Source organism: Mesobacillus stamsii (genome assembly GCF_030814065.1).
In the GTDB taxonomy this organism is placed as follows: Bacteria; Bacillota; Bacilli; order Bacillales; family Cytobacillaceae; genus Mesobacillus; species Mesobacillus stamsii.
In genome coordinates, this window is record NZ_JAUSUN010000001.1 from 286,073 (window position 1) to 306,562 (window position 20,490).

22 protein-coding genes and 1 riboswitch are annotated in these 20,490 nt (G+C 42.0%); of the genes, 6 read left to right on the top strand and 16 right to left on the bottom strand.

Annotation, left to right across the window (positions count from 1 at the left end; translation table 11 throughout):
- Positions 1-98 precede the first annotated feature (98 nt).
- The 3 genes from ypeB to prsW form a co-directional block, all read right to left on the bottom strand.
- Positions 99-1,448: a germination protein YpeB gene (gene ypeB, locus J2S25_RS01550; RefSeq protein WP_307191030.1), complete on the bottom strand. Its 1,350-nt coding sequence runs from the start codon at positions 1,446-1,448 to the stop codon at positions 99-101.
- Positions 1,449-1,460: 12 nt separating this feature from the next.
- Positions 1,461-2,231 carry a spore cortex-lytic enzyme gene (gene sleB, locus J2S25_RS01555; protein ID WP_307191031.1) on the bottom strand — a complete coding sequence of 257 codons (771 nt, stop codon included), beginning with the start codon at positions 2,229-2,231 and terminating at the stop codon, positions 1,461-1,463.
- A gap of 115 nt (positions 2,232-2,346) precedes the next feature.
- Positions 2,347-3,018, bottom strand: a complete 672-nt coding sequence (gene prsW / locus J2S25_RS01560) for a glutamic-type intramembrane protease PrsW (protein WP_044394928.1) — start codon at positions 3,016-3,018, stop codon at positions 2,347-2,349.
- Positions 3,019-3,077: 59 nt separating this feature from the next.
- On the opposite strand from prsW, the gene J2S25_RS01565 reads away from it, so the two are divergent.
- Positions 3,078-4,094 (top strand): asparaginase, encoded by a 1,017-nt coding sequence (locus tag J2S25_RS01565; protein ID WP_044394926.1) that lies wholly within the window; start codon positions 3,078-3,080, stop codon positions 4,092-4,094.
- Between the two features lie 39 nt (positions 4,095-4,133).
- Here J2S25_RS01565 and J2S25_RS01570 read toward each other — a convergent pair whose 3' ends face one another.
- The 5 genes from J2S25_RS01570 to J2S25_RS01590 all read right to left on the bottom strand — a co-directional run bounded on the left by J2S25_RS01570 (position 4,134) and on the right by J2S25_RS01590 (position 9,086).
- On the bottom strand, positions 4,134-5,105 hold the full coding sequence (locus J2S25_RS01570; RefSeq protein ID WP_307191032.1) for a YpdA family putative bacillithiol disulfide reductase: 972 nt from the start codon (positions 5,103-5,105) through the stop codon (positions 4,134-4,136).
- Positions 5,106-5,206: 101 nt separating this feature from the next.
- The gene (locus tag J2S25_RS01575) at positions 5,207-6,484 is read right to left on the bottom strand and encodes a Glu/Leu/Phe/Val family dehydrogenase (RefSeq protein ID WP_044394922.1); all 1,278 of its coding nucleotides are present in this window, start codon (positions 6,482-6,484) and stop codon (positions 5,207-5,209) included.
- Positions 6,485-6,694: 210 nt separating this feature from the next.
- Complete coding sequence (locus tag J2S25_RS01580; RefSeq protein ID WP_307191033.1) at positions 6,695-7,285, bottom strand: genetic competence negative regulator; 591 nt, start codon at positions 7,283-7,285, stop codon at positions 6,695-6,697.
- A 149-nt stretch (positions 7,286-7,434) separates the two neighbouring features.
- Positions 7,435-8,223 (bottom strand): metallophosphoesterase, encoded by a 789-nt coding sequence (locus J2S25_RS01585; RefSeq protein WP_044394918.1) that lies wholly within the window; start codon positions 8,221-8,223, stop codon positions 7,435-7,437.
- A gap of 230 nt (positions 8,224-8,453) precedes the next feature.
- Positions 8,454-9,086, bottom strand: a complete 633-nt coding sequence (locus tag J2S25_RS01590; RefSeq protein WP_044394916.1) for a CBS domain-containing protein — start codon at positions 9,084-9,086, stop codon at positions 8,454-8,456.
- 143 nt (positions 9,087-9,229) lie between these two features.
- On the opposite strand from J2S25_RS01590, the gene J2S25_RS01595 reads away from it, so the two are divergent.
- From J2S25_RS01595 to J2S25_RS01605, 3 genes are read left to right on the top strand one after another with little or no spacing between them, the layout of a single operon-like run.
- Entirely contained in the window at positions 9,230-9,460 is a 231-nt protein-coding gene (locus tag J2S25_RS01595) for a spore coat associated protein CotJA (RefSeq protein ID WP_307191034.1), read from the top strand.
- Positions 9,457-9,717 (top strand): spore coat protein CotJB, encoded by a 261-nt coding sequence (locus J2S25_RS01600; RefSeq protein WP_044394912.1) that lies wholly within the window; start codon positions 9,457-9,459, stop codon positions 9,715-9,717. The genes J2S25_RS01595 and J2S25_RS01600 overlap by 4 nt, the downstream gene beginning before the upstream one ends.
- Positions 9,718-9,743: 26 nt before the next feature.
- Positions 9,744-10,313, top strand: a complete 570-nt coding sequence (locus tag J2S25_RS01605) for a manganese catalase family protein (protein ID WP_044394910.1) — start codon at positions 9,744-9,746, stop codon at positions 10,311-10,313.
- A 32-nt stretch (positions 10,314-10,345) separates the two neighbouring features.
- Here the strand turns inward: J2S25_RS01605 and J2S25_RS01610 are convergent, their stop codons facing one another.
- The 5 genes from J2S25_RS01610 to J2S25_RS01630 form a co-directional block, all read right to left on the bottom strand.
- Positions 10,346-10,804, bottom strand: a complete 459-nt coding sequence (locus J2S25_RS01610; protein WP_044394908.1) for a YpbF family protein — start codon at positions 10,802-10,804, stop codon at positions 10,346-10,348.
- Positions 10,805-10,870: 66 nt separating this feature from the next.
- A complete protein-coding gene (locus tag J2S25_RS01615) occupies positions 10,871-11,515 on the bottom strand; it encodes a LysM peptidoglycan-binding domain-containing protein (RefSeq protein ID WP_044394905.1) in 645 nt (214 codons plus the stop codon).
- Positions 11,508-12,110, bottom strand: coding sequence for a CPBP family intramembrane glutamic endopeptidase (locus tag J2S25_RS01620; protein WP_044394903.1), 603 nt, complete (start codon positions 12,108-12,110; stop codon positions 11,508-11,510). Before J2S25_RS01620 ends, J2S25_RS01615 begins: the two co-directional genes overlap by 8 nt.
- Positions 12,107-13,609 (bottom strand): RecQ family ATP-dependent DNA helicase, encoded by a 1,503-nt coding sequence (locus J2S25_RS01625; protein ID WP_307191035.1) that lies wholly within the window; start codon positions 13,607-13,609, stop codon positions 12,107-12,109. The genes J2S25_RS01620 and J2S25_RS01625 overlap by 4 nt, the downstream gene beginning before the upstream one ends.
- The gene (locus J2S25_RS01630; protein ID WP_307191036.1) at positions 13,600-14,661 is read right to left on the bottom strand and encodes a YpbB family protein; all 1,062 of its coding nucleotides are present in this window, start codon (positions 14,659-14,661) and stop codon (positions 13,600-13,602) included. The genes J2S25_RS01625 and J2S25_RS01630 overlap by 10 nt, the downstream gene beginning before the upstream one ends.
- 292 nt (positions 14,662-14,953) lie before the next feature.
- On the opposite strand from J2S25_RS01630, the gene J2S25_RS01635 reads away from it, so the two are divergent.
- On the top strand, positions 14,954-15,202 hold the full coding sequence (locus J2S25_RS01635; RefSeq protein ID WP_042457981.1) for a ferredoxin: 249 nt from the start codon (positions 14,954-14,956) through the stop codon (positions 15,200-15,202).
- A gap of 106 nt (positions 15,203-15,308) precedes the next feature.
- On the opposite strand, the gene J2S25_RS01640 is transcribed toward J2S25_RS01635, so the two are convergent.
- Positions 15,309-15,890 carry an ECF transporter S component gene (locus J2S25_RS01640; RefSeq protein ID WP_044394895.1) on the bottom strand — a complete coding sequence of 194 codons (582 nt, stop codon included), beginning with the start codon at positions 15,888-15,890 and terminating at the stop codon, positions 15,309-15,311.
- Positions 15,891-16,050: 160 nt separating this feature from the next.
- A riboswitch (FMN riboswitch) is annotated at positions 16,051-16,182 on the bottom strand.
- A gap of 276 nt (positions 16,183-16,458) precedes the next feature.
- On the opposite strand from J2S25_RS01640, the gene serA reads away from it, so the two are divergent.
- A complete protein-coding gene (gene serA, locus J2S25_RS01645; protein WP_044394891.1) occupies positions 16,459-18,036 on the top strand; it encodes a phosphoglycerate dehydrogenase in 1,578 nt (525 codons plus the stop codon).
- 42 nt (positions 18,037-18,078) lie between these two features.
- On the opposite strand, the gene J2S25_RS01650 is transcribed toward serA, so the two are convergent.
- Positions 18,079-18,891, bottom strand: coding sequence for a histidinol-phosphatase (locus J2S25_RS01650; protein WP_307191043.1), 813 nt, complete (start codon positions 18,889-18,891; stop codon positions 18,079-18,081).
- Positions 18,892-18,960: 69 nt separating this feature from the next.
- Positions 18,961-19,926 carry a M23 family metallopeptidase gene (locus J2S25_RS01655; protein ID WP_044394887.1) on the bottom strand — a complete coding sequence of 322 codons (966 nt, stop codon included), beginning with the start codon at positions 19,924-19,926 and terminating at the stop codon, positions 18,961-18,963.
- Between the last annotated feature and the right edge of the window lie 564 nt (positions 19,927-20,490).

Sequence of the window (20,490 nt, forward strand, 5' to 3'; positions counted from 1 at the left end):
CACTATATATTGTTATTTTTATTATGACACGCATCTTTTAGTTGGTACAATAATTAGATTATTTTTACTATAAAAAAAGGGAAAGCATCTTGCTTTCCCTAAACGACATCTTCATAAACGGGTTCTGCATTATGAAGCTTTTCAACCATTTCTTCTGTCCCATCTTCCGCATTGATGTAGATTCTGAAAGTATCTTTTCCGAGGGTACCTGTAAATTCGTAACATAGTACCTCTTCATTGAGATCATTCATGATGACGGCTTTTTTCTCATCCATTATTTTCAGTTTTGGATTTACCTTTTTCTTTGCCTCTTCATTCGTAATTGCTGGCTGCGGAATTTCCCTTGCTTTATTGGATTTCAAATAATTCTCAGCTGAAAAGCCAATGATATCCCCGTTATCCAGGGCAATCTTCAAATTAATCGCATCAGGATAGATTCTGACCTGATCTTGAACACCGACAAAGGTAAAAACGCCGATATTATCATATTGAGCACTTTCAAACAGGTCCAGATTCGCAAACTTACGCTCCTTCAAGAAGGTGATCGCCTTGTTGGATGCATCATTCAAACTCAGTTTACGCTCCTTTACATCACGGTTTAGTAAAAACCAGATTGGATACCCTCCTTTTTTCGTGATATCCATATTAGCCTCAAGCTTTGTTTTTGGATCCTCTATCGAAACGCTGTAAAAACCATAATCCGATCCCTTTCCACTTTCGGTAACCTTCACATGACCAGCATTGCCGACAGGAGCATATTTCCGAGTGATCTGGACTGCCTCATCTTTTGAAATGGTTTTACCAGGTAACTTTTTAAAGTTTTCATCTTTTTTTTGAAGATTGATTTGCGCCGGGCCAAAATCCGTTTCAGAATACCCTTCGACTGTCTTTTCGACTGTCTTAAATCCATCAATAATGGTATTATCTGATTGCCCCTTTTCGGTAGCAAGCGCGAGCTCGACATCCATCCAGCGAAGATTATTTTTCAGTACCATATGCTGTACCTCTCTTAAATCTTGCTGAATTTCACCCGATTGCTCATATAGAGTTTTTAAGGTTTCATATTCTTTATCACTCAACGGCTCCTTATCAAGATCACGAACAGCCGCTTTATAGCTGAAGTTCCCAATATTCGCAAGAAACTCTTCCGTTTTATTAAAAGGCAGCAGAGTCAGTGGTAGTTGCCCGACATCACTATGAGCCTCTGAAGTGATTTTCCAAACTTCTGCTAACTGAGGGGACAAGGAGCCCCTAGAATTCATCGCCAAGGTTGTGCCAATTTTATCATTCAGTATGTCCATTTGATAGGTCAGATCATGAAAAGCCCTTTGATAGTTATTTTCCGCATTAATCAGTACGGCTGTTTTTTCCCTATGCTCCTGATAACCCCAAAATGCAGTGCCGACAATCCCAATTACGAGTATTGCTATCGCTATTCCTCTTAGCATTTTTACTCACCTCTATTTGCAAAAAATATGTTTCCCAATCTGCTTGATTTGCGGACGAGACCAAATCCATGCACTGGTCGCAGTCTCAGGATTGAAGTAGTACAAGGCATTTCCAGTTGGATCCCATCCATTAATTGCATCGAGGACTGCCTTTTTCGCCGTCTCATTTGGCGTCAGCCAGATCTGTCCATCCGCAACAGCAGTAAAAGCCCGCGGTTCAAAGATGACCCCTGAAACTGTATTCGGAAAAGTGGCACTCTCCAGTCTGTTCAAAATGACTGCTGCAACTGCAACCTGCCCCGTATACGGTTCCCCTCTTGATTCCCCGTATACTGCGTTGGCCATAAGCTGAATGTCATTCTGGGAAAAACCTTTCGGTGTGTTCGTCGCGGCTGGTTTTGATGCGGTCTGGTTTTGACCACCTCCACCTCCACCACCAGCCGTTTCGCCTCCCCAAGCGATCTTAGCGTTTGGCGTCGCATTTGCCAGTTTTATTTTAGTCTGCCATCCTGCGATACCGTCGACCTTCATGCCAAACTCATATTGAAAATTTCGGAGAGCCCAATAGGTGCCCCAGCCAAAAACTCCGTCAATTTTGCCACTATAAAAGCCAATATGCTTAAGTCGTGACTGAAGTTCGATGACATCCTCTCCTACTGCTCCCTGCTGCAGCACCTGGCTCGTAAATGCTTCAGCTCGTTGATCAACCTCTTTAACTTGCACTAAAGTTAAAATCAAAGCCAAGGCGGTCGCCAATTTTAAAATAGACCGATTATTCTTCATTGATTTGCCAACCTCCAAGATGTGAACTTAAAAGATTACTCCTATTTTTTGTTAAGAGTTAACTTTTATTCCACAAAACAAAAAAACCTTCCATTTTGTATAAATGGAAGAGTTTTTAGATAGGAAATTGTTTGTTCATATACTGTAGCGACAGCACCCTTGCCTTTTTTACTTTCATCAAGCCAAGCCACCAAAGGAAAATCATAAACGGGATCATCAGAATCATCCAGTCTTCTCTCGTCATCAGGATAAAATCATATGTCCCATGAAGCAGAACGGGAATGGATAAGGAAAGAAACAACCATTTCCTTTGTAGAACGGAAGCAAATTTCGCTTTCCCAATATAATACCCCATGATGACTCCGAAAAGTGCGTGGCTTGAGACTGGCAGCAATGCTCTCCCTATTGCATAATGGAGGCCATTGGCAAGCAAGTAGAAAATATTTTCTGCAGTTGCGAACCCAAGCGACACAGATACACTGTAAATAATCCCATCGTACGGTTCATCAAAAGCAATATGCTGAAAAATAATATAGAAAAGGATAAACCACTTGAAAAATTCCTCTAAAAGGCCAACTGTGCCAAACGCTTTGAAAAAGTTCCCTTGGAAAAGTCCTTCTGCAGCAAGAACATATTGAATGAACATAAGCGGAAATACTAACAATGCACCAAATATAAACATTTTAAACACGAGCGCTATCGGTTCAGAGTCATATTGGTCTTTCAGATAAAAGTAGCTTAACAGCGCAAGACCCGGAGCAATTCCGGCAGTAACTATTCCAAGCATTATGCTGTCCTCTTTTCAATTTGTTTTTTTCATCGTATCATGTAATGAGAGGAAAGAAAATGGATTATTATTCTTTCTCATTGGTCTTTTCGGAGGGAATCGTTTTGAAGAAAAATATTTTACTGATCCACACAGGCGGAACCATTTCCATGAGCGAGGATACAACCGGCGCAGTGAAACCTGGCAGAAATAATCCCTTAACACAAGGTACTGAACATCTGTCAAGCATTGCCAACCTCATCATCGAAGAACCTTTTCATTTGCCCTCACCGCATATCACTCCAAAAGAGATGATGCGCTTAAAATTCATCCTTGAAGAATATGGCAGAAAAGGAGACATCGACGGAGCGGTGATCACCCACGGAACAGATACACTCGAAGAAACAGCATACTTTTTGGATCTGACATGCCAAGCAGACTTTCCGATTGTTGTAACAGGCGCAATGCGTTCAAGCAATGAAATAGGTTCTGATGGCCTTTATAATCTTATTTCCTCCATCAGGGTTGCTTCCAGTCCTGAGGCAACACGACAAGGTGTGCTCGTAGTTCTTAATGATGAAATTCACACAGCAGTGAATGTTACCAAAACGCATACAAGCAATATCTCCACTTTTCAAAGTCCGCAGTATGGACCGCTAGGCATCGTGACCAAAAGAGGGGTCCTTTTCCATCACACCCCTACTAAACATGAAAGCTACGATGTGCAGGACATCAACAAAAACGTCTACCTAATCAAGGCGCATGCAGGGATGGACTCCACTCTTTTGAATGCGATTCTCGATCTAAAAGTGGATGGAATCGTTATCGAAGCCCTCGGGCAAGGAAACCTCCCTCCGGCTGCATTAGATGGTTTGAACCAGTTCATCGCGAATAATATACCGGTTGTGATTGTATCCCGAAGTTATGCCGGGATCGCCCAGGATGTATACGGCTATAAAGGTGGAGGAAAACATTTAAAAGAAATGGGCGTCATTTTCTCCAACGGTCTCAATGGGCAGAAAGCACGACTTAAATTGCTTGTAGCGCTTGCAAACACGGACAAAATGGAAGAAATAGCCGAGATGTTCAGTTTTTAGTTTTTTGCAAGCGCCTTTTACAACCCTTTCAAGATTCCATTAACAGCGATTCTGATTGTCAATTGCTTCTGCAATCTGAGCGCCATGGAATCGCCCATTCTCGATGAAGATCTCATTTGCATTGTTCCCAGCTGCGATCACACCTGCTATATATACGCCTGGTACATTTGTTTCCATTGTTTCTGGATCAAAATGCGGCCGACCAGTTTCTTCATCGATGTTTACACCGATTTTTCGAAGGAATGCATGGTCTGGCCGGTAACCAGTCATCGCAAAAACATGATCATTTTTCAAACTCAGCGTTTTTCCTTCATTTTGGTAAACGACGGCACTGTCAGTGATCTCTTTCACGTTAGCGTCAAAGATCATCTTGACTGACCCCGCTCTTACAAGCGCTTCAAATTCTGGCAAAACCCATGGTTTGATGCTAGAGGAATAGGCAGCTCCCCTATAAAGAACGGTCACACGTGCTCCGGCCTTCTCCAGTTCGATGGCAGCATCAATGCTCGAGTTTTTCCCCCCAATGACAACGACATCCATATCAAAGAAAGGATGTGCTTCCTTGAAATAATGGGAAACCTTGGACAACTCTTCACCAGGGACCGCCATGAGATTTGGATGGTCGTAATACCCGGTTGCGATGACGATATTTTCTGCTGTGTATTGCTGTTTCGTTGTTGTCACATGAAAAAGCAGCTTGCCTTTGTTGATAACATCCGTCACTCTTTCGTACTTATGGATTCTCAGCTTTTCACGCTTGACCACTTCACGGTAATAGACAAGCGCCTGGTTTCGTTTTGGTTTGAGATTCTCAGTTATGAATGGCACATCTCCAATTTCCAGCTTTTCACTGCTGCTGAAAAATGTTTGATGGGTCGGATAGTGATAGATCGCATTTACGATATTTCCCTTTTCAATGATAAGCGGATTTCTTCCCTTCTTTATCAGGGCAATAGCGGCAGCAAGTCCGCACGGGCCTCCGCCGATAATGATGACATCTTCGTTATTCATATTTTGGAACCACTCCCCTTATCAAAAAAATCTCCCATCATTAAATGATAGGAGATTTTATCTTTAGATTCAATAAAGAACCCTTTCCCTGAAAAAATTTATTAAATCCAGCCCCTAAATCTGCTTGCTTCTGCCATTTTTCTAACTCCGACCATATAAGCAGCCAGGCGCATGTCTACTCTTCGTGTCTGAGCCGTCTCATAGATGCTGTCAAATGACCTTACCATTACCTTTTCAAGTTTCTCTTCGACTTCCTCTTCTGACCAGTAATACCCCTGGTTATTCTGGACCCATTCAAAGTAGGACACTGTTACGCCGCCAGCTGAGGCAAGAACATCAGGTACAAGCAGGATTCCTCGTTCCGTTAGGATTTGAGTTGCTTCCAATGTCGTTGGTCCATTAGCAGCCTCTACGACGATGCTTGCTCTGACATTTCGGGCGTTTTCTTCTGTAATTTGGTTTTCTATCGCAGCTGGAACGAGGATATCACAATCAAGTTCCAACAATTCTTGGTTTGTTATGGTGTCATGGAATAATTTAGTTACTGTGCCGAAGCTGTCTCGACGGTCAAGCAAGTAATCAATGTCCAGTCCATCCGGATCATGAAGGCCGCCATAAGCATCCGAAATACCGATGATCTTCGCCCCGGCATCATGCATAAATTTTGCTAAGTAGCTACCCGCATTTCCAAATCCCTGAATGACCACTCTTGCTCCTTCTATTTCGATATCTCTTTTTTTTGCAGCTTCACGGATACAAATCGTGACGCCTTTGGCAGTTGCCGATTCACGACCATGTGATCCACCGAGTACAAGCGGCTTTCCTGTAATGAATCCTGGAGAGTTAAATTCATCTATACGACTATATTCATCCATCATCCAAGCCATAATCTGCGAGTTCGTAAAAACATCTGGTGCGGGGATATCCTTCGTTGGACCAACGATCTGGCTGATCGCTCGAACATAACCTCGGCTTAATCTTTCCAGTTCCCTGAAAGACATATCACGAGGATCACAAACAATCCCGCCTTTCCCTCCGCCATAAGGCAGATCAACGATGCCACATTTTAAACTCATCCAGATTGATAAGGCTTTTACTTCTGTCTCTGTTACGTTCGGATGGAAACGTATTCCTCCCTTTGTTGGACCCACTGCATCATTGTGCTGTGCCCGGTAGCCAGTAAAAATTTTAACAGATCCGTCATCCATTCTAATGGGGATTTTCACTGTCAACATCCTGAGCGGCTCTTTTAAAAGCTCATAAACCTCTTCTGGGTATCCGAGTTTTTCCAAAGCCTTGTGGATAACAGTTTGTGTAGATCGTAAGACGTCATTTTTGTCTTCTGTATGTTGATTTTCATTACTGTTTGCGGCTACCATCGATAAACCTCCTAAATCACTTTTGCGGATGTTGTCTGCTTTCATGGATTAGTATACACCTTTGGGTTTTTTATGCAAGAAGAAAAAAACCGTTTTCAGCATTTTTTGACCATTTTAAGAAAACGCTATCATTCCCGTTAATTAGCGTTAGAACTCATGAATTATCACTGAACCTCCAGTATCATTTTAAGCAGGAAAAAAGCCGAAGCTCTATCCATCTTTTTCAAAATAATGGACGAGAGTTTCGACTGCGTTTTCCTCGATAATTTCCTTTCCATATTCAAGCAATCTATGAATGCTTAAAAAAGAGGATACTCCAAATTCAGCCAATAAAGCCACCGTCTTCTCTGCCTGTTCAGGTAAAATACCATTCATATGCAGATAGTACTGATCATTCATATAGTGCAGGCTGCCTCCGGCAATTCCAGCATGCTTCAATCTCTTGGCCAGATGGATCACGTCCTCGATATTCTCGAACTGAAACAAAATCTCTTCCCTTCCATCAACCGTTACTTGCATTTCAATGATCCCATCATCAAACAGTTCTTCATCTTCATCCTGTTCCATCATTGTAATGATCATAACCATTCCTTGAGCATGCAAAGAGAAAATTTCGACTGCAACTGATCCGATGATATCCAAATCGAATTCCTCACTTGCCTCCTCCAGCATATCGTGAAAAAGCTGATGCCATTTCAAAGAATCCTTCCAAATATCTTCTTTGGTCAATCCCCGGTCGGATAAGTCATCTACCGTAAGGAAAATCTTAATTTTATTGGTGGTTAATCGTTCTAAGCGCATAAATCATGCCCCCTGCCATCGACAAAGCTCTTATTTTAGTTTATGAAAATATTGCAGGTTGGTGAGTTATTTCCATGTGTCGATATGCTTTTCAACCATTTTTCCCACTTCGCCCTTGTTTACGCTACTGTTTGTTCCAAAATTCATACTCAGCTGCCAGATTCGCTTTTAGGGGCCAATGTAATCAGATGGGTTTCAGCCTTTGCTCCCAGCCTGAACGGAACCCCTGTTGTTCCATATCCATTACTTGTCAGAACGGTTGCGCCTTTTTTCTTTTTTATGCCACCCAGTTCATAAGGACCAAAACCAAAGATCCTGATTTGACCTCCATGGGTATGTCCGCTCAATACAAGACTGATTTTGTCATCCGGCTTTAAACGGTTGACAATCGCCGGATTATGGCTTACAAGAATGCGAAACCCTTCTTCCTCAGCATCCCTCACTGCTAAATCGAGTCTGCTTTTCCCAAGCCCGAGATCATCTATTCCTAAAAGATATAGGACGTCGCCTTTTGCTGACTCAAATTTAACTGCAGTATTGTCCAGCACCTTTATCCCTGTATGATACAATAAAGAGTCAAGTTCATGGGAATTGAATTCATAATCATTGTTCCCCCAAACAAAAAATACAGGACCGACTTGTCTCAGCTTCTCAAGATTGGCGGAAACCCTTTCCAAAGGAACCCCTTTTTCCGCAAGATCCCCTCCAATGATGACGAAATCGACCTCACCTTTCACTTCATTGATGATGGAATCTGAAACAATACGCTTATGGATATCTGAAATAAAAAAAATTTTCACGGTACCAAAGCTTGCAGGAAAATCCTTCAATCGAATTTCGTCCCTTAAAACTCTGTCCTGAAATGCCTGTCTATACATATATAGTAGAAGGAGGCAGCCAAGCAGCAGCATCCCAATTAGAATGTAAACAATCTCCATCTCTTCCTCCTGCAATAACTACAACTGACCCATTTCTATGTTTTCAGGTGGGCTAAATGACATCATACCATAACGCAAACCGAAAACGAAAAAGAAAAGCTGTTCTGCCATCCCTAATAATTCAGAAAAAAACGAAAAAAATCCTTGACTAGACTGACCTTCTTCAAGCAGAAAAAAACCTTCCACACCTATGTGTATGAAAGGTCATTATTTTATTTCTGTTTTGAAAATTACACTTCATGGATGTCGAGCACCCGGAAACCGGAGTCCTCTAGCTTTTTGATAAACTTGGCAATATTATCTTTCTTTTCAATTTTCATGACGATCCGACGTACAAGCTTGTCTGTCTCGTCAAAAGTGACCAATGAGATAATGTCTTCATGGAATTGGTGGGCAATATCAGCCAGTCTGGCGATTCTTCCTGCAGTTTCAACAGAGGTAAAGGCGATTCTGACACCCTCTCTATGCACTCCAAATGCACTCTGGAATTGGTCCAGTACATCTGAACGAGTTACCGCTCCCTGAAATTTTCCATTTTCATCGACTACCGCCAGAAGTGGGATATCCTTTAGCTTAACCAGTGTGCTTTCAAAAAACTCAATGCCGTGAAGGATTTGATCCTGAAGACATAGAATATCCCTTGCCACCTTCTCTTTAAGGAAGTCGCCCTTTTCTTGACCATTTTTGAAGTATTCCCGATAAATGCCAAACCTTGTGACAACACCAGCATATTTGTCTCCATCCAAAACTGGAACACCATCTATTTCGTTTCCGTCCAGCTTTTCAAGCACGTCCTGCAATCTATCTCCGACTTGTGCTGTTATACATTTGTACTTCGGTATCATAATACTTTTCACAAACATTCGATTCACCCCAAATTCAAAAATACTGCTTTACCTTCTATTTCTACATTTCTAGAAAAATCCCTTCTTTACAAGATAAATTTAACATGAAATAAAATTTTGTTCATAAAATGAAATGAAGTTTAGATAGAGGAGGACTTAAATTGTCATCACACAGAAGAGTTTGGTACCCATATGTCAGTCCCTTCGATCCGTGTCCGCCCATTAAGGCGAAAGCGTATTCGACACCACCGAGTCTTTTTCTTGGCTACCAGCCACCAAATCTTGAACAGTTTACACCAATGGAAGCGTTAAAAATTGGAACATTATGGAAATTTTTCTATGATCCGTGGTATTCACCATATGAGGTTTCAACGGAGGAGGATCAATCATGAAACAATTGCCGAAGGAATTTTATGCGGCGATGGAAGAACTTCAGGCGGTTGATTTTGTTCTTGTTGAGCTCACTCTGTATCTGGATACCCATCCCGAAGATTATCCATCCATCAATCAGTTTAACCAGTTCGCGAAAGAAAGACGAAGATTAAAAAGGGTCGTTGAAAGCATGTACGGCCCTCTCCAGCAATATGGCAACAGCTATTCTGATTACCCTTGGAATTGGGCAGAAGGTCCATGGCCTTGGCAAATATAATCTTAACTTAGAAGGGGGGAAGGGAAATGTGGGTTTATGAAAAAAAGTTACAATATCCTGTAAAAGTTAGTGCTTGTAACCCAATGCTGGCAAAATTTTTGATTGAACAATACGGAGGGGCAGATGGAGAACTGGCAGCAGCATTGCGATACTTAAACCAGCGCTACACGATTCCTGATAAGGTAATTGGGCTCTTAACTGATATTGGCACCGAAGAATTTGCTCATTTGGAAATGATTGCTACTATGGTTTATAAATTGATGAAGGATGCTACTCCTGACCAAATAAAAGCAGCTGGTTTGGCTGGCCATTACGCAGATCACGGCAAGGATTTATTTTATCATAATGCGGCGGGGGTGCCTTTTACAGCAACCTATATACAGGCAAAGGGTGATCCTATCACTGATCTATATGAAGACATTGCAGCAGAAGAAAAGGCGAGAGCAACTTACCAGTGGATCATAAATTTGAGCGATGACCCTGATCTAAATGATGGGTTAAGATTCCTTCGGGAACGGGAAATCATCCATTCTCAGCGTTTTCGGGAAGCGGTAGAAATCTTGAAGGAAGAGCAGGGAAAAAAGAAAATTTTCTAAGGCAGAGCAGAAGCATCCAAACTGGATGCTTCTTATTTATTCTCATGATAAAGATTGATATCAAATTTCTTTTTCATCATATCAAAAACAAGATGCCGATTTTTCCATTCCTCCTCTTTCTTCCATAGATCCTTGCTGCGGTCCACGATTTCACATCGTAAGCCCTGGTACTCTTTCTCGGCTTTTTCCCGCTTCTCCTTCAGCAAAACCATCAGTCCATATGTTCCCGCCGTCAGAATAAGAAAAGATAGATTTGCAGAATTCTGGACATAAGCTGAAAATATTTCTGCGAAGGAATATGAATAAGGCTGTATCACGGTTACATAAAGATAGAAAAAATAGATGGAGGTCAACCCTATTGTAATCCATACCGATAAAAGATGCCTTGCTGTATATCGATCGAATTTTTTCTTCCGATCTATTACATTTTGCAGCATTTGTTTAGTAGCAGGATCTGTACGCTCATCCAGATTGATAATTTCTTGTTCCATGGCAAGCCCCCCTATTACTATTTTTATGACCTTGTCCATGAAGATATGTTGTTCAATCAAAAATTGTTAGTTTTTTATCGGAATTTTCAGCACTTGTCCTGTACGAATTTCATTTCCCTCCAAATTGTTTGCTTTCTGAATGATCTCGATCCCATCTTTAGACTTATAATAGGTCATTGCCACTCTGAATAAGGTTTCACTCGGTTTTACAGTATGATAGAGAATTGTTTCTCCTGCCTCCAAGCTAGAAGAAGCAGACGCGGCGGATGAGTCCTTGTCACTGTTAACGGAAGAAGCTGTTGAAGGTGCAGGCGCTGCTGTGACTGGCCCAATTTCTTCCGTACGTTCAGCATCATCTTTGAGTACTGGTGCCAGCTCTTTTTTTTCGAGCTTTCTATTTGTCCCGTTTTCCTTTCGCTCAACCGTGATCATTTCCACTCCTGCTCGCTCAAACGTTTTCTTTAATGGGTTCTCCTTTCCTTCCAAATAGGAAAGGATACTAAAAAAAGAAATCGGCAGCAGGATGAATACCAATGCCATCATTCTGATCACTGGGTATTTCACTTTCACTTTCGTTTTTTTGCTTTTTTGTCGATGGAGCTCACTTCTAGGTGGCAATGTATCCTTTTGCTCCGCTTTCCGCTCAGATTTGCGTTCCACCCTTTTTCTCAGCCGTTCCGCCTGGTCCCTGATCGGTTTTTCCTTATTCACTTTCTGTTCCCCCATTTGCTGGATGAGCCTTGAATTTTATGATCAATCCTATGATAAAATCAATAACAAAATGCATAACGATGGTCACCGCCAGATTGTTCGTGATTAAATAAATATAGCCAATCAAGAAACTCAAAAAAATAATATTCATAAACAAAAACCAATTGAACAAATAACGATAGTGCATAACTGCAAAAACGAAGCTTGAAACGATCAGACCTGCATTTGTCTGGATGACTCCCCGAAAGAGAATCTCTTCACTGGCAGCAACGATCACTGCGATCAACATGATCTCTGGGACACTCCTATTCTTGAAAATTCTTTCGTTTAACCCACCATCATCATAATATGCTTTCGGTAAATATTTCATAAGGATGACGTCGAGCGAAACGACCGCTACCCCTGCCCCTAATCCGTACAATAAGATATTTCGATCGTCCCACACGAATAATCCCCTGAATTCCTTTACGCTATCAAACAAAAACATTCCCAAAATAGCCGAAATCGTTAATAGGAAAATTTGCGTTGCTGTCAGATGGAACAGCAGTTCCTTTTCAGTAAGACCTGCGACCGTTTCTTTATATCGATCTTTCATTCTATTCGCTCACTTATTAATAAAATGGAAGCCAAGTCATGTTTCCAATCCATCACAGTTTCCTCCTGTTCAATGGATGACTTGGTTTCTTTATAATGCTCCCTATTGATTCCACAGCTGCTACAGCAATTTGCGGGCTTATTTGCCAGTTCTTCATTAAATGATTCCAAGATAAATTCCCTTTTGCACCCTGGAGTCTGAATCCAGTCTAGCATTGTCCGGATTTGCTGCTTTTTGACAGCTATACGGTTTTCAACCAATTGCATGAGAGTTTCCGAATCTGCTAAATAATTTTGACTCTCCAGATTAGACAAGTACTCCATGATAATTCTCCATTGGATCTCAGTGAAGCCGCAAACCATCGATAACTCTTCAGCTCGCTGACTTAAACCATCGTAAGGAATTTGCTGTTCCATTAGAACGCCGAACAATCTCTCCACCTGGTATTGATCTGGAAGCTCGGCTTCAGCAAGCTGATACGCCAGCTGCTCGTCACCTGGAGAATAGAGCAAAATGGCAATGGAATCCAATCCATCTCTTGCAGCTCTGCCGATTTCTTGAAGATACGACTCAAGCTGCATAGGCATGTGAAAGTGAATGACGTACCTCACATTATCCTTATTGATGCCCATCCCAAAAGCACTGGTGGCACAAACGACATCCAACTGTCCATTGATGAACTGTTGCTGGATCAGGACACGGCTTTCCGAATCAAGCCCTCCATGATAGGCCATTGCCTTCTTTGTGCCTTTTTCCCTCAATTGTGAAGCTGCTTGCTCAGCTACTTTTTTACTGGAAAAATAGATGATCCCAGGTCCTTTAAGAAAATTCACTAGCTCATGTGTCCTCTCCAGCTTTTCCCGGAAAGAAGCTACACGCTCCAGTGCGAGTGAAATCGCTGGACGGTCGACGGAATAGACTACTTCCTTCCATTCCTCAAGATAGAGCTTCTCAGCGATATCTTTACGAACTTCCTCAGTGGCAGTTGCGGTTAATGCAAGCGTTAACGGTTTTCCGAGCTTCTTGCGGAATTCCCCTAGCTTAAGATAATCCGGCCTAAAGTCATACCCCCACTGCGAGATACAATGAGCCTCATCCACAACGAACAGCGCCACAGACAGCCTCTTCAGCCGATCCTGCACAGACTCCATTCCCAGCATTTCCGGAGATAGGAAAATATACTTAAAGTTTTCAAGGTTCAGAAGCGCATATGCCTTTTGCTGAGGAGACAGGAAGGAATTCAAGGCAATCACTCTTTTTTCACCCATGGCCATTATTTGCTCCACCTGGTCCTGCATTAGCGACAGAAGGGGCGAAACGACTAATACAGCTCCTTCAAGGAGGTACCCAGGCAATTGGTAGCACAGTGATTTTCCGGTCCCTGTCGGCAGCATGGAAATAGTATGATTTTTCTCAATGACTGCTTCAATTGTTTCATGCTGGCCAGGTCGGAAATCAGGAAAAGGAAAATATTTGGCCAAATACTGTTTCAGTTCCATTCGATATCACCATATTTAGCGAGCACAAGCCTGATTTCAAAATAGGAGGCATCCGTCACTCGTTCTTTCATTTGTTTTAATTTTTTCGCAGAAATCTGCTGTGCTGCCAGCAAAATTCTCTCCTGTTTGCTAGCTGGTACATAGTAATCTATATCAAACTCCGTTTTTATAAGCGCAATTTCGACAATATGATCTTCGATTGTGCCTTGCTTAAGATTCCTGACTGCGGCAACCTCATCCGCACTATAACCCAGCTGGAGCAATTTGTATGTTTTTTTTGCAGAGAGGGTCAATGGCTCCAAACGTTCTGCCTTATTTAATAAGCCGTCAAGAAGTGGATATGCAGATGGAACATCGAGTATTTTGTTAAACATGAAATGCAAACAGTTCAGAAACTCATAGTGATAATGAGTCGGTTCCATCCCGATCTGTTCAGAGGCTTGCGAGAGCGTCAAACCAATTTTTTTGAAGCCAGTCAACCTTATTATGACCAATTCCGGTTTGATTGCACTATTCTCCAAAGCGGAAATCAGTTCCTCATACAGCCTTTCAGCAAGAGTATAACGATCCCCGCTTTGCTGTTTAATAAATTGCTTCACCCAGCTAAGCGTTTCTTGCTTATTACGGATGGGGATATAGGAACGTTCTTGATGGATCAAATTTGAACTCACCTGAACAAGGAGAGTCAACCTTTCCCAGAAAGACTCGGTTACTTGATGGTACTTCCAGCCATTTAAAAATTCAGGAAGTGGACATTTAGCTAAATGCAGTCTAAGCTTCTCTTCTCCTCTGGATGTTAATAGGACTTTTCCTTCTGCTATCTCCTCAACTAATCCTCCGCGCTTCAGGCTTTCCATCATTTTTTCCAGCCGAGAGCGGCTGACTGTGGGATAGGTAGAAAAATACTGAGTAAGTTTATATAGATGGGCATCCTGGATCGTTTGCGAGGACCGTTTCCCTTGTAAAAGATGTAGCAGGGCATAGATCGTTCTCTCGCCATTGATCCTTTTCAATATTGACAAAACAACCGACTCTAAATAGGTTAACCCCATGCGATCACCCTTGTACTGTAATGCTAATAAATCCTTTACGGAAACAGAAAAAAATCCCCTTCCTGCTATAGCAGGAAAATAATATACCATTATTTTAACATGAAAATGACAGGCAGAATGTTTTATTTTCAGCGTTTCATTCTTGCAAAAACTTATCTGATAAACATTCTCAAAACTTTTTTTATTGAAATGTTGGCGATACAGTTTTACAATAGGATTGAGGAATACGTTTTCACTGAAATCAGTGAAGATTAGCATATTATTTTGTTAAACACTTGGGAGGAATTATATCATGGCTAAGTACACAATCGTTGACAAAGAAACTTGTATTGCATGTGGAGCTTGCGGTGCGGCTGCTCCTGATATCTATGATTACGACGACGAAGGCATCGCTTTCGTAACACTTGATGACAACGAAGGCATCGTTGAAATTCCAGACGTATTAATCGATGACATGATGGATGCATTTGAAGGCTGCCCAACTGACTCAATAAAAGTGGCAGATGAACCATTTAACGGAGACGCAACGAAGTTTGAATAAATCCTTACATAAATTCCCGCTTAGTAAGCGGGAATTTTTTTTAAATAATGATCATTAAACAGCGAAAAAGCAACGGTGCAGGCCGTCGCTTTTTCTTTTTAGACAATTAGGCACTTTTATAGTTTTGCTGTCTCTCCATCCACGTTTTCATTCTTGCAAACATTAGCATGAAGACAACAGACATCAGTACGCCTTTCACAAAGTTAAAGGGCAGGATCCCAGCCACAATAAACTGTTTTGTTTCTGGACCTGACATTGCCGGCATATTCAAAAATAAGGTGTAGGCGGGCAGGAATACATAGTAATTAAGGACACTCATGAAAATCGCCATGCTTACTGACCCTGACACTAAGGCAAATGTCATGCCTTTTTTCGTTTTCATTCGCTGATATATATAATAAGTTGGCAGTATGAATAAAACTCCTGCTACAAAGTTGGCGGCGTGGCCTACTGGCACTCCAGTTTCACTGCCTGTCATGAAATAATCAAGAATATTCTTTATAAGTTCTACTAAAATACCTGCAGCTGGGCCGAATATCAACGCAGCAATCAATGCAGGTAGATCGCTGAAATCGACCATCAAAAATTTTGGAAACGGCGGTAGCGGAAAATTTAGCAGCATTAATACATAAGCTATACTGCTCAACATTCCAATTGAAACCATTGCTTTTACACTAAGATTTTTCATTTTCCTCTCTCCTTAGAGATCCATCTCACATAAGGAAGAAAGATTCATGCACACATACCATTTGTCACATAAAATCCCCCAAGTTTTATTCTTGAGGGAATGACGACTAAGGCATGCTTAATAGCCGTTCAAACCTGCAATTTTTGAACGCCTGCAGAACCTCCATCTTCTCCCATCCAGACTTTACTGTCGGCTTTGGAATCGCACCAAATCCTGCCACAAAGGCTCGCGGGCTTAAAGAATTAACCTTATTACCGCCGATCGGGAATTTCACCCTGCCCCGAAGATAGACCATATTCATTTACATGTTTATTATACTGAAAAAAAGAATACTTGTGAAGGTGTTTGCTTGTGACGGTTTTATGTCTTTAAAGCACCTTTTCTTCACTGTGGAAGCTAAACTCATGATCTTCAAAAATTCGGAAATTTTCCGGGATAGCTTATAAGAACTGTTTGAATTGATAGCGTTTACATACTATTCATGAACATTCGGACCATTTGACAAAAGAATATTCGTCTTGTAAAATGATCTGAAAATTGTTTTTATTTACATAAGGAGTGATCTACTATGTTTCAGGTGTTAGCTGCTGATTCAATCAAGGAACAAGGCTTACAGCCATTGCTGGAGTGGAAGCAGGCACAAGTATATTCAGGGGGAATTGATTCCGGACTCGTCAGTTTAGAAAAAGTGGATGCGTTATTGGTAAGAAGTGCGACCAAGGTAACGGCCGAACTGCTCGACTCCATGCCTTCTCTAAAAATCGTCGGTCGGGCAGGTGTCGGGGTCGATAATATCGACATCACAGCTGCGACAAAACGAGGAATCGTCGTCGTTAATGCTCCTGATGGAAATACGATTTCCACTGCTGAGCATACTTTTGCGATGATGGCAGCATTGATGAGGAATATCCCGCAGGCGCACGCTAATGTAAAGAGTGGGCAATGGAACAGAAATCAGTTCATCGGAAATGAACTTTACGGCAAAATGCTAGGAATCGTTGGCTTAGGAAGGATTGGATCGGAGCTTGCCAAAAGGGCAAAGGCTTTTGGGATGTCGGTTAAAGTGTACGATCCATTCTTAACGACCGAACGAGCTGAGGTGTTAGGCGTCCAGCTATCCACCTTCGACAACGTTCTTCAAGAAGCGGATATTATCTCCGTCCACACACCATTGACGAAAGAAACAAATGGGCTTCTTAACGAAAGGACCTTGAGCAAGACGAAGAAAGGCGTGTATCTCCTAAATTGCGCCAGAGGCGGAATCATTGATGAGATGGCCCTCGCTCATTTTATTGAAATTGGCCACGTAGCCGGGGCAGCCTTAGACGTTTTCAAAGTCGAACCTCCAGGAGACCATCCTTTGCTCTCGCTTGATTCCGTTATTGTCACTCCGCACCTCGGTGCTTCGACAAGAGAGGCACAGCTGAATGTCGCAACACAGGTAGCCACGGAAATCAGGTCCTTTTTTGAAAATAAACCTGTTGCCAACTCGATTAATCTACCAGCTATGTCTAAAGATATCTATGAAAAAATACAGCCCTTCCACCAGCTGGCAAAGCAAATGGGCAAAATCGTCTCGGAATGCCATAACAAAGGTGTCAATGAATTGACAGCCACCTATTCAGGAACTGCAGCAGAACTGGAAACATCCTATTTGACGAAAGCACTTCTGGCAGGTTTTTTTGAAAACCGAATTGAGGTGAAAGTTAACGAAGTGAATGCGATCCATATCGCGAAAGAACGTGGAATCATGGTCGGAGAAAAGGTAACAGGTAATTCATTCGGTTATGCCAACACAGTGACCGTCACTGCAAGCGGCGACGGAGAAGCTTTTACAGCGAGAGGAACCTATATTGATCACTATGGCCCGAGGATAGTCAGCCTCGATGGCTTTAATATTGATTTTCATCCATCAGGAAATTTGCTGTATATTCAGCATATGGACCGTCCAGGTGTGATTGGAAATGTAGGAAGGATACTTGGCGACCATGATGTGAACATCGCAACCATGCAGGTTGGCAGAAAGGAAGCCGGCGGCGAAGCCATAATGGTCCTATCCTTTGACAAGCCACTTTCCGATGAAATGCTCACCAAGCTTGAGTCGCTGCAAGATATCGTTACAATCAATACCATTACTCTTTCATGATAGAAAACAGGCCTCGAATTGAATGAGAGGCCTGTTTTTTCCTTACCCGAGCGGAGCTGCTTTTCGTTCACCTTTTGAGAAAGTCATGACCTCTTTGTAGCCAACCTCTTTCGCAAGCTCAAGGGCCTGGTCAAAATCAGCGCCAACATGTTCCGGGACATGGGCATCTGAAGACAATACAATCGGAATTTTTTTATCAAAGCACATTTGCAACAGCCTTTTATCTGGATACAAGGTTTGAGTAGGTTTCCGTAATCCAGCAGTGCTAATTTCCACGCAAGTCTTTGATTGTGCAAGTGCCGTTGTCGCTCTTTCATACTGCTCCAATAGAAAGCTTTCCTCTTCAGGTACATAGTTAAAGATTTTTACAAGATCAATATGTCCAATAATATCAAACAAATTGGACTGAGCCAGGGTAACGACCTGGTCAAAGTACTTTCGGTATACTTCCTTTACATCCCTTTTATCCCATTCTTTTCGGTACTCCGCGAGATCAATTCCAAAGTCTCCAATCCAATGAATCGATCCGATCACATAGTCAAAATCATAGCTTCTGATAAAATGCCCCAATTCCGCATGTTTTCCGGGGGTATAATCCATCTCAATCGACATCTTCACGTCTATTTCATTTCTCCAGGCTTCTTCAAATAGACGGACATAATCGGACATATCATAGAACCTTCGTTCATCTACCCATTTATTTCGCAAAATATCAGATGTTTGATAAAAATGATATGCATGCTCTGAAATCCCAAAATGCTGTATTCCATTTATGCTTGCTGCATCGGTAAACTGTTTCAAATAATCTAGCGCTAATGTACCTCTTTCCAAATGATTATGATAATCCGTCAGCATTGTTCCCATTCCTCCCTGTGACTCTTTTCCCTATTATACTTTCAAGTGATCACAGGAACAAGAAATTGCTTAACGGGTGTCCAATACTTGCTGCGGCTGGATGGTGTCTGTTTGTAAGTTATTCCATGCTTTTAGCTGATTGACTGTAGTATTGGTCTTCCTGGCGATCGAGATCAAAGTGTCTCCGGAGACGACGATATACTTATTTTCAATAGGCTTTGGTATGACTAACACCACTCCGCTGGCTATTTGGTCGCTATTGAGCTGATTGCTTTGCTTGATTACCTCTACCGTCGTATCATTCATTTTCGCGAGCGACCAAAGCGTTTCTCCAGCTTTAACTATATGCTTTATTTCAGGCTGCCGCTGACTGACTTCCGGTAATTTCTGTTGCAAATTATCATTCGATTCAGCTTTCCAACTATCCTGCTGATTTATCGCAATTTCTGCTGGCAACTGTAGCTTGCCGACTGTTTCCATTGTAGATTCTTTTGCCCTCGCCAACGCCATCGCCTCAACAGGCTCGCCGACAGCGGTGTTTCCTAATGCTAAAACGGGATCAACAGCATTTTCTTTTTCGTAAGTCCATTTTTCCTTATGCATTTCAAAATGCAGATGAACACCGGAGGAATCTCCCGTATTGCCCATAAGGCCGATAACATCTCCCTGCTTAACTTCCTGTCCTTCCTTAACCATCCTGTTATTCAAATGTGCATAAACAGTCTCCAAGTTATTTTCGTGCTTAATGAATACTACATGACCGTATGAACCTGAATAATAGGATTTTGTCACAATACCGTTATCCACACTATGTATCGGAGTTTTCAAGCCTCCTGCAATATCAATTCCTTTATGATGGCCATGTCGTGTTCCATACAGGTCGGTAATGACTCCTCCGGCCGGCCATACCCAATCTGAAGTTAACTCTGGTATATCGAGCGTTTCTGCCTTAGTGTGTTTTCCGCCAAGAAACAGCAAGCTGATACAGAGTCCCATTAACCCGGCAATGAGCAAACGCTTTAGATAATCCTGCATTTCCTTCCTCCTTAACTTTTTACTCCCTTTCCATTTCTATGACAGCCTGTACAAAAATAGAACTGCGCTATCGGAAAAACAGCCGTTAAAAAACACATTTGTTATAATTAGTGGTTTGCTGTTTTTTTATGCAAAAGCAGGAAAATTTATTGCTTTTTTGTCTGCGAAAAGCGCAAACCCTTGGTCAGCCCCGACAATCGCTGGAGCTGGATAATCTCGAGGTGAATTTTATACTTTCTTATTCAAAAAAAAAGGAAGACCTGTTCGAGGCCACTGAAAAAGTCCTTAAAGGTTGGCCTTGTTAAAATGAACCGGTTGATCTCCACTCCAGGTTGCTTCGCTTTCCGCGGGGCGTGCGGTGAGCCTCCTTGATCCCGCAGGAGTCTACGCACCTTCCGTTCCAATCAACCTAGTGCTACTAGACCTATGTGGTAGACAAACTATAAGCCATATCTATTAGTGAACTACTCCACCACTTACCACCCTTACAGGTCGCTTGAAGTGGGGGCTTCTCGACTTATCGTTGCTTTTCCTAGCCAACAAAAACTGACCGAGCTAACCCTC

Excerpts from the sequence above, each read along its gene's own strand:
- ypeB (WP_307191030.1), bottom strand. The coding sequence starts at position 1,448 with ATGCTAAGAGGAATAGCGATAGCAATACTCGTAATTGGGATTGTCGGC.
- sleB (WP_307191031.1), bottom strand. The coding sequence starts at position 2,231 with ATGAAGAATAATCGGTCTATTTTAAAATTGGCGACCGCCTTGGCTTTG.
- prsW (WP_044394928.1), bottom strand. The coding sequence starts at position 3,018 with ATGCTTGGAATAGTTACTGCCGGAATTGCTCCGGGTCTTGCGCTGTTA.
- J2S25_RS01565 (WP_044394926.1), top strand. The coding sequence starts at position 3,078 with ATGGATTATTATTCTTTCTCATTGGTCTTTTCGGAGGGAATCGTTTTG.
- J2S25_RS01570 (WP_307191032.1), bottom strand. The coding sequence starts at position 5,105 with ATGAATAACGAAGATGTCATCATTATCGGCGGAGGCCCGTGCGGACTT.
- J2S25_RS01575 (WP_044394922.1), bottom strand. The coding sequence starts at position 6,484 with ATGGTAGCCGCAAACAGTAATGAAAATCAACATACAGAAGACAAAAAT.
- J2S25_RS01580 (WP_307191033.1), bottom strand. The coding sequence starts at position 7,285 with ATGCGCTTAGAACGATTAACCACCAATAAAATTAAGATTTTCCTTACG.
- J2S25_RS01585 (WP_044394918.1), bottom strand. The coding sequence starts at position 8,223 with ATGGAGATTGTTTACATTCTAATTGGGATGCTGCTGCTTGGCTGCCTC.
- J2S25_RS01590 (WP_044394916.1), bottom strand. The coding sequence starts at position 9,086 with ATGTTTGTGAAAAGTATTATGATACCGAAGTACAAATGTATAACAGCA.
- J2S25_RS01600 (WP_044394912.1), top strand. The coding sequence starts at position 9,457 with ATGAAACAATTGCCGAAGGAATTTTATGCGGCGATGGAAGAACTTCAG.
- J2S25_RS01605 (WP_044394910.1), top strand. The coding sequence starts at position 9,744 with ATGTGGGTTTATGAAAAAAAGTTACAATATCCTGTAAAAGTTAGTGCT.
- J2S25_RS01610 (WP_044394908.1), bottom strand. The coding sequence starts at position 10,804 with ATGGAACAAGAAATTATCAATCTGGATGAGCGTACAGATCCTGCTACT.
- J2S25_RS01620 (WP_044394903.1), bottom strand. The coding sequence starts at position 12,110 with ATGAAAGATCGATATAAAGAAACGGTCGCAGGTCTTACTGAAAAGGAA.
- J2S25_RS01625 (WP_307191035.1), bottom strand. The coding sequence starts at position 13,609 with ATGGAACTGAAACAGTATTTGGCCAAATATTTTCCTTTTCCTGATTTC.
- J2S25_RS01630 (WP_307191036.1), bottom strand. The coding sequence starts at position 14,661 with ATGGGGTTAACCTATTTAGAGTCGGTTGTTTTGTCAATATTGAAAAGG.
- J2S25_RS01635 (WP_042457981.1), top strand. The coding sequence starts at position 14,954 with ATGGCTAAGTACACAATCGTTGACAAAGAAACTTGTATTGCATGTGGA.
- J2S25_RS01640 (WP_044394895.1), bottom strand. The coding sequence starts at position 15,890 with ATGAAAAATCTTAGTGTAAAAGCAATGGTTTCAATTGGAATGTTGAGC.
- serA (WP_044394891.1), top strand. The coding sequence starts at position 16,459 with ATGTTTCAGGTGTTAGCTGCTGATTCAATCAAGGAACAAGGCTTACAG.
- J2S25_RS01650 (WP_307191043.1), bottom strand. The coding sequence starts at position 18,891 with ATGCTGACGGATTATCATAATCATTTGGAAAGAGGTACATTAGCGCTA.
- J2S25_RS01655 (WP_044394887.1), bottom strand. The coding sequence starts at position 19,926 with ATGCAGGATTATCTAAAGCGTTTGCTCATTGCCGGGTTAATGGGACTC.